This window comes from Streptomyces anandii JCM 4720, from assembly GCF_014650655.1.
Lineage (GTDB): Bacteria > Actinomycetota > Actinomycetes > Streptomycetales > Streptomycetaceae > Streptomyces > Streptomyces anandii.
The window spans coordinates 1-11336 of sequence record NZ_BMVJ01000028.1 but is presented as its reverse complement, the minus strand read 5'-3'; the positions used below and the strand labels follow the sequence as shown (position 1 = coordinate 11336).

The 11336-nt window shown below is 70.1% G+C and carries 11 protein-coding genes and 2 pseudogenes; 6 read left to right on the top strand and 7 right to left on the bottom strand.

The genetic code is table 11. The annotated features are described in order from the left end of the window. Nucleotides 1-280: 280 nt before the first annotated feature. Nucleotides 281-379, top strand: a pseudogene (locus tag IE249_RS39145) (IS5-like element IS4811 family transposase); the annotation flags it as partial. A 205-nt stretch (nucleotides 380-584) separates the two neighbouring features. Here IE249_RS39145 and IE249_RS31860 read toward each other — a convergent pair. The 4 genes from IE249_RS31860 to IE249_RS31845 form a co-directional block, all read right to left on the bottom strand. Next, nucleotides 585-755 carry a DUF5670 family protein gene (locus IE249_RS31860; RefSeq protein ID WP_055705189.1) on the bottom strand — a complete coding sequence of 57 codons (171 nt, stop codon included), beginning with the start codon at nucleotides 753-755 and terminating at the stop codon, nucleotides 585-587. A 124-nt stretch (nucleotides 756-879) separates the two neighbouring features. Next, nucleotides 880-1107: a helix-turn-helix domain-containing protein gene (locus IE249_RS31855; RefSeq protein ID WP_189710447.1), complete on the bottom strand. Its 228-nt coding sequence runs from the start codon at nucleotides 1105-1107 to the stop codon at nucleotides 880-882. Continuing rightward, the gene (locus IE249_RS31850; protein WP_189710445.1) at nucleotides 1107-1592 is read right to left on the bottom strand and encodes a DUF2975 domain-containing protein; all 486 of its coding nucleotides are present in this window, start codon (nucleotides 1590-1592) and stop codon (nucleotides 1107-1109) included. Before IE249_RS31850 ends, IE249_RS31855 begins: the two co-directional genes overlap by 1 nt. 267 nt (nucleotides 1593-1859) lie before the next feature. Next, a complete protein-coding gene (locus IE249_RS31845; RefSeq protein WP_229859712.1) occupies nucleotides 1860-3056 on the bottom strand; it encodes a helix-turn-helix domain-containing protein in 1197 nt (398 codons plus the stop codon). A 197-nt stretch (nucleotides 3057-3253) separates the two neighbouring features. Between IE249_RS31845 and IE249_RS31840 the strand changes: the two genes are divergently transcribed. Next, nucleotides 3254-4798, top strand: a complete 1545-nt coding sequence (locus tag IE249_RS31840) for a hypothetical protein (protein WP_189710441.1) — start codon at nucleotides 3254-3256, stop codon at nucleotides 4796-4798. Between the two features lie 855 nt (nucleotides 4799-5653). Continuing rightward, nucleotides 5654-5899, top strand: coding sequence for a hypothetical protein (locus IE249_RS31835; protein ID WP_189710439.1), 246 nt, complete (start codon nucleotides 5654-5656; stop codon nucleotides 5897-5899). A 139-nt stretch (nucleotides 5900-6038) separates the two neighbouring features. Here IE249_RS31835 and IE249_RS31830 read toward each other — a convergent pair whose 3' ends face one another. Then, complete coding sequence (locus IE249_RS31830; RefSeq protein ID WP_229859726.1) at nucleotides 6039-7316, bottom strand: BTAD domain-containing putative transcriptional regulator; 1278 nt, start codon at nucleotides 7314-7316, stop codon at nucleotides 6039-6041. Nucleotides 7317-7357: 41 nt separating this feature from the next. On the opposite strand from IE249_RS31830, the pseudogene IE249_RS31825 reads away from it, so the two are divergent. From IE249_RS31825 to IE249_RS31815, 3 genes and pseudogenes are all read left to right on the top strand, one after another. Beyond that, a pseudogene (locus IE249_RS31825) lies at nucleotides 7358-7564 on the top strand (thioredoxin-disulfide reductase); the annotation flags it as partial. Nucleotides 7565-7688: 124 nt separating this feature from the next. Continuing rightward, a complete protein-coding gene (locus IE249_RS31820) occupies nucleotides 7689-8501 on the top strand; it encodes a hypothetical protein (RefSeq protein WP_189710437.1) in 813 nt (270 codons plus the stop codon). Between the two features lie 83 nt (nucleotides 8502-8584). Next, complete coding sequence (locus IE249_RS31815) at nucleotides 8585-9010, top strand: hypothetical protein (RefSeq protein ID WP_189710435.1); 426 nt, start codon at nucleotides 8585-8587, stop codon at nucleotides 9008-9010. A 127-nt stretch (nucleotides 9011-9137) separates the two neighbouring features. Here IE249_RS31815 and IE249_RS39140 read toward each other — a convergent pair whose 3' ends face one another. Both IE249_RS39140 and IE249_RS31810 read right to left on the bottom strand, forming a co-directional pair. Then, a complete protein-coding gene (locus IE249_RS39140) occupies nucleotides 9138-9446 on the bottom strand; it encodes a hypothetical protein (RefSeq protein ID WP_229859711.1) in 309 nt (102 codons plus the stop codon). A 777-nt stretch (nucleotides 9447-10223) separates the two neighbouring features. Further along, nucleotides 10224-10556: an MDR/zinc-dependent alcohol dehydrogenase-like family protein gene (locus IE249_RS31810; protein WP_229859710.1), complete on the bottom strand. Its 333-nt coding sequence runs from the start codon at nucleotides 10554-10556 to the stop codon at nucleotides 10224-10226. Nucleotides 10557-11336 lie beyond the last annotated feature (780 nt).

Below are 11336 nucleotides of genomic sequence, written 5' to 3'. Positions count from 1 at the left end.
CCCCGGTACCGGCGACGCCACGGTGAACCGGAGCGCGCAGAGTGGGAGCCGACAAGACTCAGGGAGCATCCGCGCCTCAGGTTGAGGCAGACGTCAAGGTGGTGGGCTCTGATGGCCAGTCGAGCACGGTCTGCTCGGGCCACTGCTGTCGCCAGCGAGCCGTCTGCTGACGCCCAGGCAGATGCGCGCGGGACTGCCTGCCTGCGCTTCGTCATCGCCGAGCACGTCGACACCTGACCGGGTGGCCCTCATCGAACCTCTCCTCCCGCCGCCGGCCTGACAGATCCGCGGCCAACTGCGCAAACGCATCCGCCGCGAGACGGGCCGGGCCCCTTGCGCTGTCGCCACCGTCATCGGCTCCCAGTCCGTCAAGGCGGCACTGCGGATCTAGGTCCCGCGGGTCCGGAACCGGAGGCCCGTACCGACCCGGCCGCCGCTATGCACACGTACCCGGCAGGACGCCCGATGCGCCCGATCTCTCCCAGCCGTCCCGGGGCGTGCGCATACATGTGTGAGGCCCGGCCGTGTCCGGCCGGGCCTCACACCTTTCGCGCGGCACCCTCTTGGCGTTCAGCCGCGTTCGCCTACCAGCGGTACCAGCGCCCCCTTCGGCCACCGCTGTCCGCCGAGCGGACGACGAAGCCGAGCAGCCACACGATGAGGACGATCACCGCGATCCACCACAGCGCCTTCAGCGCGAAACCCGCGCCGAAGAGGATCAGAGCCAGCAGCAGAACCAGAAGCAGGGGAACCATTGTCATCAACCTCCTGACCACCGGATGCCCCTGCTTCCGGCCCGGAAGCATGCGAAGTGGGAGTTACTTTCCCGAGGTACGGGGCACGAGGCGGCGGGCCGGACGCGAAGGCCGGAGGCCGGGATCAGGTGAACGCATCGCGCATTTCGGCAGGCTCCCAGCGCAGCAGGTCGCCCGGCTGGCATTCGAGCACCTCGCAAAGGGCGGAGAGCGTCGCGAAGCGCACTGCCTTGGCGCGGCCGTTCTTGAGTACGGCGAGGTTGGCGGGCGTGATCCCCACACGGTCCGCGAGCTCGCCCACGGACATCTTCCGCTTGGCCAGCATCACGTCGATGTCGACGACGATCGGCATCAGATCACCTCGTCCAACTCGGCCTGCATACGTGCCGCCTCGGCGTCGCGTGCGACGGCCTGGGCGAGCAGCATCCGCAGCACCAGCACGATGAGCGCGACGCCCAGGATGGCCACGCCGACCCCGCCCATGACCAAGGTGACACCCGGGTCGTCCCGCTGGCCCGGCGCGTTGACGAGGGTGACCGCGAACCACGCAAGGGCAGCCGTCACGATGGCGCCGATGACGACGTCCACGTACCGGAAGGCGGAGTGGGAGAACACGGTTCCGCGTCGCACCATCGTCACCAGGCGCCATACACAGACCAGGACGACCTGAGCCGCCACCATGCCCAAAATGGTGATCACGCGCAGCGGGGTCAGCGGGAGCGTCCCTTCCCGCTCGCCGGTGGCCAACGCCCAGACCATCGACGCCTGTACGAACGCCGTACCGGCGAGCACCACCGCGAGCACGGCGCGCAGAGCGTGCACTGTCAGGTTACCCACGACCTCTCCTTCCATCGACTCCCGGTCGAAATCTATCGAGATTCGATAGATGTCACAAGGAGTGGGGCGAGAGGTGACAGCGGCTTCACCGCGGCGGCCGCTCCCGTGGCAAGGTGCCCGTGCGATACGTGTCGCTCCCCCTTTGAAACCCGTCTCGCTGAAACCCGTGTCGCTCGAATCAGTTCCTCGCCGTCCGCGTCGTGGCCGCGGTCCCGTCGGGAGCCGGTACGCGCCGTGGCGGCCACCTGCCGACTGCCCGTGCCGCCCTCACCGATCGCCCACCGGCGTCGCGGCGGCCGGACGGCCGTGCACCCGCTGGTGCGCCAGCGCCCACCACACCTCCGCCAGGTCCGCCGGATCGCGCAGACTGGTCCCGGAGATCCGCTCGAAGCGGCGCAATCGGTTGCGCAGGGTGTTCGGGTGGACGAAAAGGGTGCGCGCCGCCGCCTCCAGCCGCAGCCCGTGCTCCAGGTATGCCGCCACCGCCTCCTCCAACTGGGCGCCGTCGTCCCCGTGTTCGCGCAAGGGGGCGAGTCGCTGGCGTACCAGGCGCTCGCCCAGCCCCGGCGTCTGCGCCACGGCGGCCCGCAGCCCCAGCTCGTCGCAGGTGAACACCCCGGCCATACCGAAGGCCACCGCCGTGTCCACCGCTCGGCCCGCCGCCTTGAACTCCCCGGCCAGGTCGGGTGCCTCGACCGCCGCGCCCAGGCCCACGACCATATTCCGGCACAGGGCGGAAGGGCGCACGGTCAGCAGACCCGCCGCGTCACCGTCGACGACGGTCACCATGGGCTGACCGGCCGGGTCCGCGGCCAGCCACGGCTGCAGCGAGCCCACCACATCGCCCAGCACCGTCGGCCCGGACACCGCCCGTGCCCTGAACGGCAGGCGCGCCGCGCCCGGTTGTCCGGCGAAGGCCCGTACTGCGACCGAATCCCCCGGGGTCGTCAACAGGAGGCGTACGTAGGTATGGAGCCGTTCCTCGGCAGATGCGGGACGCGTGCCGGTCCCCGCGTTCCGACGCGCACTGCGGCGCACGATCCGCAGTGTCGTCGCGCCCGCCCACGACCACACCTGCTCACCGATCGCAAGCAGTTCCTCGGGGGTGGCCTGCCGCGCGGCCATCTCCGCGGCGAACCGCGACCACACCACGTCCACGCCGATCCGGTGGGCGTGGATGAGTTCGTCGACCGGCACGGTGTCACCGATCGCCCCGGCTTCGGTGGCCGGCACCGCCGGGGCGCCGCCGTCCCCACGAGCAGCCGCCGGCCGCGCGCCCGCAACTCCGGCCGCGTACAGCCGCGACACCACTCCCAGGCCACGATCCACCGCGTGCGTCACTCGCAGTGTCAGCAGATCCGGCGGCACGCGCGCGTACGACGGCAGTTCCGCCCTCAGCCTGTCGGTCATCTCACCGACGATGCCGGCCAGGTCGCCGCGCAGGGCGGCGACCGCCGCCGGCACCCTTGTGGAAACCTCCTCCGTGCCCCCCATAGGTCGCTGCCTTCCTCCATGGTGCGTTGTTCGAACGCTCGCCATGCTAGGTCCAGCAGTCCCGGGGTCCGGAGCTCCGACATACGTCATGTGGCCGATGGGCGACGGGACTTGGAGGACCGCGCTGCCGGTCCCACCCCCCCTCTCATCGCACATCAAGGACTTCCATGGCCCTTTCCTGGAGACGCGTGGCGCTGCCCGCCACCGTCCTCGGCATACTCGTGCCCGCCGGGTTCGGCGTGGGGGCGCTGCTCTCCCCGTCCAGCGCCACCCCCACGGACCCCGCCGCCGCGCCCCTGAGCAGTGCCTCCGCACCCGGCCACGAGGAAGCGGAGAGCGACAGCGACGCCGCCGTGGTCGCTCAGCCGACTGCCCGGCCGGACCGGGGCGTTCACTCCGCGTCCGTCCGCGTCGCCGCGTACGACCGAGGCCGGCGCACAGCGCTGCTGAAAACCTCCCGGCACCAGCCCGTACGCGCCGGTGACGTCGTCGCTTCGGCGCCGACACGTTCAGCCCCCGCCGGTGCGCTGTTCAAGGTCGCCAAGGTGGTCGCGAGCACAGGAGACGAGGTCTCCGTGACGACGGCGCCCGCGACGCTTCCCGAACTCCTCGGTGAGCGCAGCGTGGCGCAGCGCATGGCGCTCTCCTCACGCGAACTGCGCGTCAGGCCCTTGTCGAAGGGCGTGACGGCCACCGTGGACCGAGCCTCGACCGCCGCGGACGCCCCGGCGCCCGCCTCGCCCGTCCAGTCCGGACCCGCCGGTCAGGCTCCCTCGCAGGGCACCCCCTCCTCTTCCGGGCCGACGGGCACGGATCCGGGCACCGGCACGGCCTCGGCCGCACCGTCCGCGTCGCCGTCGCGTCCCCTCACCGCGTTCTCGAAGTCCTCCGCCCCCTCCTCCCCCGCACCGGCGCAGACCACCGATTCCGGCCTGCCGCGTGAGGCGGCGACACCGCTCACCACGCTCCGCCTGGCCCTCGACGTGCCGCTGCCCGCCGGGATCGGGGCCACCGACCGCTCACCCGCGCGGCTGGCGGGCGAAGTTCGGTTCACGCCCGAGGTGTTCTTCCAGTACGAGAAGCGGCGCGGGCTGTCGGTCCTGCCCGAGCGGGCGGCCGTCGGCCTCGGCGGCTCCTACCGATACGACTGGCAGGTCCACGGCAAGGTGAGCCGCGCGGTGGACTCCGGCGAGATCACCCGGCCGCTCGCGGCGGTCACCGGTCGGCACACCTTCTGGCTGGGTCCCGTGCCCGTCGTCGTCAACACCGAGGTCGTCTTCGTCTACCGCTTCACGGCCGACGGGCGCATCGTCCTCGACGCCGACCAGCGCACGTCCGGTTCGTTCGACATCGGCGCCCGCTACGACCGCGCAACGGGCTGGCGGTCCGTCCACCACACCGAGCAGCACACCGGGGGCGCCCAGCCGCGCGTCGCAGGTGCGGCCACCGCTGAGGCGGTCATCGGCGCCAGATCCACGGTCTCGCTCTACGACGCTGCCGGAGTAGGCGGCGACCTCTCCGTAAAACTGCGTGGACGGGCGAGCGCGGCCTCGGGCGGAGAGCCGGCCTGGGAACTGACGGCCGGCTACGACCTGAAGACCGAACTGATGCTGCAGTTGAAGATCTTCGGCATCAGCGTCGTGGACCTGCGGACCACTCCCTTCACCCTGCACGGGGAGCGCCGGCTCTTCGGCCACGGCACGCCGAAGTAGTGACCAGGGCCCGACGTGGGGCTGCCGGCGTGCGGCCGACGTCTACCGGCCAGGGCTCCGCCGCCGCGCGGACCTGCGCAAATGAACGATGACGCACGGATGGCCGACGCTTCCAAGGAGGACGCACGGATGGCCGACGCTTCGAAGGAGGTGGACGGGCCATCCGTGCGACCACGTTCCTGACGTGCGCCGCCTGCCGACTCCCTGCCGAGTCGCACCCGGACGACCCACTTGCCGGGAAGGCGCGGGCATGGGCAGGCGGCCGCACCGGCCTCGCGGCCCCTTCAAGGTCACCGGATCGTACGGACGGATCCCCGTGCACGGCCCGGACCGCGCAGGAGCCGGGGCGCACGGTGTCGGCCCCGGATACGACCGGCGACAGCGGTCGGCCATTGCGTGGCGCGGCGCCTGAACGGTGGGCTGCCCGTGAGAACGCATGGTCCGGAACGACGGGCCCTGTCGCTGACCACGTTCCAAGGTTCCGCATCTAGCCGGAGACAAGTCAGGGGGGGGGCGGCCCCGGGAGATCACTGATGAGGGGTCCGTCACCGCGCGGCCGCACGGACATCGAGCCGCGAACGCAGCCACCACAAGGCGGTGCCGGTGGCAGCACACGCGCTCACAGGAGGCTCGGTCCGGCGCCCTTGAGCCCAACCGGTGCACGTGCCCGGGAGAGTGACAGCAGCCCCTGGCACGTGCCCGTGATGCGTTGGTTGCGCTTTTAGCCTCAAAGCACGTTTTGGCCAGCCTTGCGGCACTCCAAGGCATACGACGAGATATGTCCAGACTCTGTTACATTCTGGTGCGGTAAGCGCACGGTCCGTGATGGCCGTACTCAGAGGAACTGGAGATGCAATGAGGATGCTCGCGCGGGCTGCGGCCCTGACGGTCGTCGTTGGCGGTATGGGGCTGGTCGGCACGGCCGCCCACGCCGGCGACTTCGGGTACGACGACCCCGCCGGCAACGCGCAGTTCGTCCACTGCCACCAGACGTTCGACGCCGGCACCGCCTTCGCGCCCGCCGTCGGCGTCGAACTGGGGACCGCCGGCAACCACGAGAACATCGGCAACTTCTGCACCGTCGTGGGCAAGCACCGCTGACGCCGGCGTCGCGGGTCCCGCACGTGATGTGCGGGACCCGCGACGGCCCCACCTGCCGCCGGCAGCGGCCGAAACTCCCCAGCGATCAGTGGCTGTCCATCCTCCCAGCAGAGGAGCGCGGTCCCGGGCTTCACACGTGTCAGGTTCTGCGCGACTGGTCGGGTACCTCCGGTCTGCTCAATCGCGCCTGCTCGGCGGCGAACGCCGCGACGAGCCGGTTCCAGCTGTACCTGCCGGGCCCGACCTCTGAAATGAGATGTGCGTGAATCAGCCGCGGCAGCGTCTGCCGCACCCGCTGTTCGGGCTGCGCGGCCGTGTCGGCGGCATCGGACGCGGCGAACATGTCCGAAGGCCGGGCTCCCAGGGCTCGGAAGAGCGAGGCTGCCTCCGAGTCGAGCTGGTGGTACGACCTGGCGATGGAGGCGCGGACGTCGAGTACCGGGTCCTCTTCGCTCGTGAAGGCGTCCAGGATGTCGTGCTCGGAGGGGGCGTATTCGTCAGCGAGGCTGGTCAGGCGCATTTGGGGGCGGTAGGCCGCGCGGGCCGCGACGTTGGCCAGTGCGAGGGGAAGGCGGCCGGCGCATCGGATGATGCGGTCGACGGCCTCGGGCTCGGCCGCGGTCCTCGATGCTCCCAGACGGCGGGCCAGGAAGCTGCGCGCATCGTCCTGGCTCAGTGGCAGCAGGGTCAGGGGAAGCGCCTGGTAGGCGGCTACGAGCGCGTGAAGCTGCATGCGGCTGGTGACGATCGCCATGGAACCGGGGCCCCCCGGAAGGAGGTCCTTGAGCTGGTCGGTGTTCCATGCGTTGTCGAGCACGACCAGCATGCGACGCTTGCCCAGCAGGCCCCGGAACATGAGCGCTCGGGCCTGCGTGGTCTCGGGTATGGCCTCGCTCCGTACTCCCAGGGACTGCAGGAAGTCCACGAGAACGCCTGCCGGATTCCTCGGCTCAGCTCCCGGCCCCGCGCCCTGCAGGTCCGCGAAGAGCTGGCCGTCGGGGAAACGCTCGGCCAGACGGTGGGCGGTGGCTGTGGCGAACGCCGTCTTGCCCACGCCTGCCATCCCGCCGACCACGCAGACGGCCACCGAAGACGACGCTTCGGCCTCGTCCGCCAGGCGCTCGACCTGCTCCTGCTCCCTCTCACGCCCGACGAGGCTGGGCAGGGCCGCCGGCAGCTGCGCCGGCGCCTGCGGGGAGACAGGACGCCGCCCGCCGGTCTCACGGCCGACGCCCTGCGGCAGTTGCAACCGCCCGGAGAGAATACGCTCGTGCACCTGCCGCAGTTCCGGCGAAGGGTTGACACCGAGACGCTGGCGCAGCAAATGGCTGGTCGTGTGGTAGGTCGTCAACGCCTCCGACTGCCGTCCCGCACCATACAGAGCGGTCATCAAAAGCCCGCAGACCCGCTCCCGCAGCGGATGCTCGACAAGCAGGGCGGACAGCTCGGCGGCGGCCTGACGACGGCTACGTCAAGGTCGCCTCGCCCTCCACGCGCACCAACATCCCCGGCGTCTTCGCCGCCAGCGACGTCGTCGACCACACCTACCGCCAGGCCATCACGGCCGCCGCCAGTGGTTGCCAGGCGGCACTCGACGCAGAGCGGTACCTCGCCGCGCTTGCCGACAGCAGGACCGAGACGACGTTGACCGTCGCACCGTCCTGACGTACTCGGGCTCCCGGGGCGGCCACGCTCGTACATGAAGCCGCCCCGGTCATCCCGACTTGACGGTCAGGCGAGATACGTAAATCCCGCGCACTATTACGACTTTCACCCATACCCTCAAGTCGTGACAACCACCACTGAGGAAGATCAATACCTCAGACGGATCCTTGCACTACTGGACAGTGCCAGGCCGTACGAGAGCCTCACCCAGTCCGACTCCAGGCAGTGGCAGGTGCAGCCCGGCAGCGCCCTGGCCGGGGATGACGCCAAGACTGACCCCTACCAGGTGTCGCACAACGCTTGGAACGCTCTGGGCGTGGCCGTCGACCACCTCCACTGCTTCAGCTCCACGTTTGCGGACGACCCGCGGGACAACTCGGTTTCGATCACGCTCCACACCCACGGGCAGTACTCGCTGCTGCGAGGCGCTTTCGAGAACAGCGCCCGCGCGGTGTGGATGCTCAGGCCGAACCAGCGCCTCGTACGCGTGCAGCGGCGGCTGTGCATGCAGGCCGGCGAGAACAAAAACTCCGACCGCATGAACGCACTGCTCCAGCAACAGCCCAGGCGGCCGCTGGACGTACGGATGCAGCAGCTGACCGACCTCGTCATCAAGGCGGGAACAGACTCGGCGGACGCCAAGAGGGTCCTCAAGCCCGCGACGTACTCGGAAATCGTGCGGGAAGCGGGAGCCCTGACTCCCATGGGCTCCGCCGAGGCCGAAGTCGTGTGGAGCAGCTGCAGTTCGCTGGCACACGGCGACATCTACAGCACCCTCAGCATCCTGGAGCGCAACATCGTGGGCACCCAGGGACGGGTGAACCTCGCACAGATCACCAGTTCCCCGAAGGTGCTTTTCTGGGCGACAGACCGCACCGTCGCGATGATGCAGCGCGGCTTCGAGCTCTTCAAAGAGCGAGCCACCTGTCAGCGCTGACGCCACAGACCGCCTGGCACCCGCGCGTTCCAACACAAGCACGCCCACCGAGCGCACCACCCTGCACAGAAGGAAGCCGGAGCATGGACGGAACAACAGCTATTCGGGTGGGACTACGGCACCGCCGTACGAGCCTGACGGACAAGACCAGGCTCAAGGACTCGGCGTCCAGAAGGAAGACGTTCGCCGCCGCCCTGCAGCAGTTCGAGGAGCAGATGAACGCGGCCGGCGGCAGGATCGTCAAGAGCGGCAGCGGTCCCGGCTTGGAGAAGTGGCCGTCCCGCGTCGCCGCGGCACGCAGGTCCGGAAGGATTCCGGAGACGAAGGAGCTGTACGGAAACTGGTGCCGTGACGGGTACGAGATCAAGCTCGTCGACATCCCCGCCTGGCGTCTTACCGTCCTCGACCCCGTCCCCGTGCCCTCGCGCCTCACTCGGCCGCACACCGTCATCCGGGCCATGCAGAACGAACGCCAGCCGCTCGGCCTGACCACGTCACTGGAACGGTGAGCGTGCTGGGGCATGGGCATTACGACGGCGCGTGCGGGGGCGCTGACGAACGCGGAATCGGGCACCATCCGGCATCGGGGATACCGACATCGGGCTTCCTGCGCTGGCCCAGCAGCTAAGGCGGGGCTCATGGTCGGGGGTGGGCCCGATGCCATGGTGGGCGTGCGTCACCTCCGCGGTGCCCGGCCACGGAGCCGCAGCGTCGGCACACCCTCTGCACACGGTCGGCCGCGCCGCCGGATTCCGGGAAGGTGTCGGGCCAGCTGACATGCGGGAAGCGAACGAGTTGCGAGCGGCTCAGAGACAGCCCGCACACGGTCTCGTTCCGGCCCAGTTCCCAAGCATGGACCTCGCCGGCGGGCAGCCTGCGCCGGCCGTCCTCCTCGGCGGTCCACTGTCCGGAGGCGGCAACGGCGTATCGCTTGCCGCGCTTCATGGGACTGAGCATGCCGCGAGAGCGCTGGTCTCGGTCACCTCGGCACCGTCCTCCCCTCGGGTTCCGCCCCGATCTGGTCGGGCCGCCGCGTGTGGTCGGGCGGCCCGCACCCGGCGAGTGCCACACAAACCGCTGCCTCACACGGGCGCAGACTGCGCTGTGGTGGGGGCCGACCAGCCATGTGCAGGTCGGAGGCCGTGGGCGACCGCTTCCGAGTGGCGGGCCCAGTGTGGGTCCGGTGACCTGACTGACCCAGCCAACCCTCTTAACGGTAGGCCGGACAGCCATGACGCGCACGTGATGGAGTAGGTGTGAGGACGCTCAACCGCGGCGAGTGACTCCGTGCGGCTTGAGCCGGACGTTTGCCCACACGTATCAACTGGGGCGCACGGGGACCCCTCAGCGGCAGTCGGCGTCGACCTGACGGGGACGCTGCCGGTCGGCGACCGACGCGTCAAGCACCGTTGCGCGTCCGCCGCCGTCTCCAGTGTCGCTCTGAAATCAGGCACGATCCGAGTGGCGCCGTGGCCGGCCGTCGCCCCGTCTGACTCACGCTCCCGCTCCGCCTCAGCGGAACCGGCCTGCTTCGGTCACTTTCTGCGGGCGAGCGCAGACTCGTTGAGCGTGGGATCGGAACCTGGCGGGATCTCTGCGCGGATCCGTGAGACGGCGAAGCCGCACCGGAGCACTCCAGTGCGGGGCACGCACCGCACGAGTTACCAACTGCATCGTGCGCGCCAGCGCGTTCGATCTCCCAGGGAGACGACGCGGACCCCGCTACGCCGTACCGGAGGCTGCGCCGTCCTCGCACAAGGCGCCGCAAGCACGTCGATGCGGTTGAGGTGAGCCCTTGCCTCCGGCGGAGACGTTGCCGGCGGCCACCTCGTGGCCGGGAATCGAAGGCGTCCGGTCCCGGCCGAGGCGATCGACCCAGGTCGATGGCCACTCCAACTCGTTCCCGGTGAAGCTCGACGCGTGGACCGCTACGACGACATCGCCGTAGTTGGCGCCCTCGAGGCCGGCGAGCCTCACCGCATCCGGATCAGGCCGCTCCACCAGTTTCATCCCGGCCGTTCCGGCGGCCTTGTCAGTCACCACGATCGCTTTCACTGGATTACCTCTCTGCATCCGATGACAGGCCGGCCGGCCGAGCTGAGGACCGGACGTCCGCTCGCCGGCGGACTGGGGCATCCGGTCGGCCGCAGCACCTGACCTCGCGCGTCGAAGGCGAAGTAGCCGTTGAAGTCATCGGTCTCTCTCCTCGTCCCGTCTCCTTTGTCCACGTCCGCCGGCGCCGCCAACAGCTGGCGCAGAGACACCGGCTCCCTACGCCAGGCCCGTCGCATCCTTGATCACCGGCTGCGACGGCGATCTACAGTCAAGCGCTCAGTTGGCGCGGTCAGAGCCACAATGTGCGGTCGTATGACGATTAGTGTCGGGTCAGGCCCCGCTTCTTACGTGCGTCCCGAGCCCAGGGCCTGATGCTGCGCGGCAGACGCAAGCCCGCCACGCCGATGGACGCCCCGGACCACGCCACCGCGGCTGGGCAGCACCAGCCCCGGGCGCGTACCTCTAGTGCCTCCCCGAGCCCGTCGCAGCGGCGCCCCGCCCGCCGGACGGCACCGCGTGTCCTCGTGTCCCGGCACAGGCCGACGGCCCACGCGGCATGGCGTGGACCGGTACACACAGCGGTCCGGCCGGGCGGAACCACCACCCGGCCGGACCCCGTCCTCAGCCGTTGACCACCGGCACGTTCACGTTGCCGCCCGCGCCCCCACCATTGACGACCGGCACATTGACGTTGCCGCCGGTACCGCCACCATTCACGACGGGCACGTTCACGTTGCCGCCCGTGCCGCCACCGTTGACCACCGGCACATTCACGTTGCC

Bases quoted from the DNA above. Each gene is read 5' to 3' on its own strand.
- IE249_RS39140 (WP_229859711.1), bottom strand. From the start codon at position 9,446: ATGAAGCGCGGCAAGCGATACGCCGTTGCCGCCTCCGGACAGTGGACC.
- IE249_RS31835 (WP_189710439.1), top strand. From the start codon at position 5,654: ATGAGGATGCTCGCGCGGGCTGCGGCCCTGACGGTCGTCGTTGGCGGT.
- IE249_RS31855 (WP_189710447.1), bottom strand. From the start codon at position 1,107: ATGCCGATCGTCGTCGACATCGACGTGATGCTGGCCAAGCGGAAGATG.
- IE249_RS31840 (WP_189710441.1), top strand. From the start codon at position 3,254: ATGGCCCTTTCCTGGAGACGCGTGGCGCTGCCCGCCACCGTCCTCGGC.
- IE249_RS31815 (WP_189710435.1), top strand. From the start codon at position 8,585: ATGGACGGAACAACAGCTATTCGGGTGGGACTACGGCACCGCCGTACG.
- IE249_RS31860 (WP_055705189.1), bottom strand. From the start codon at position 755: ATGGTTCCCCTGCTTCTGGTTCTGCTGCTGGCTCTGATCCTCTTCGGC.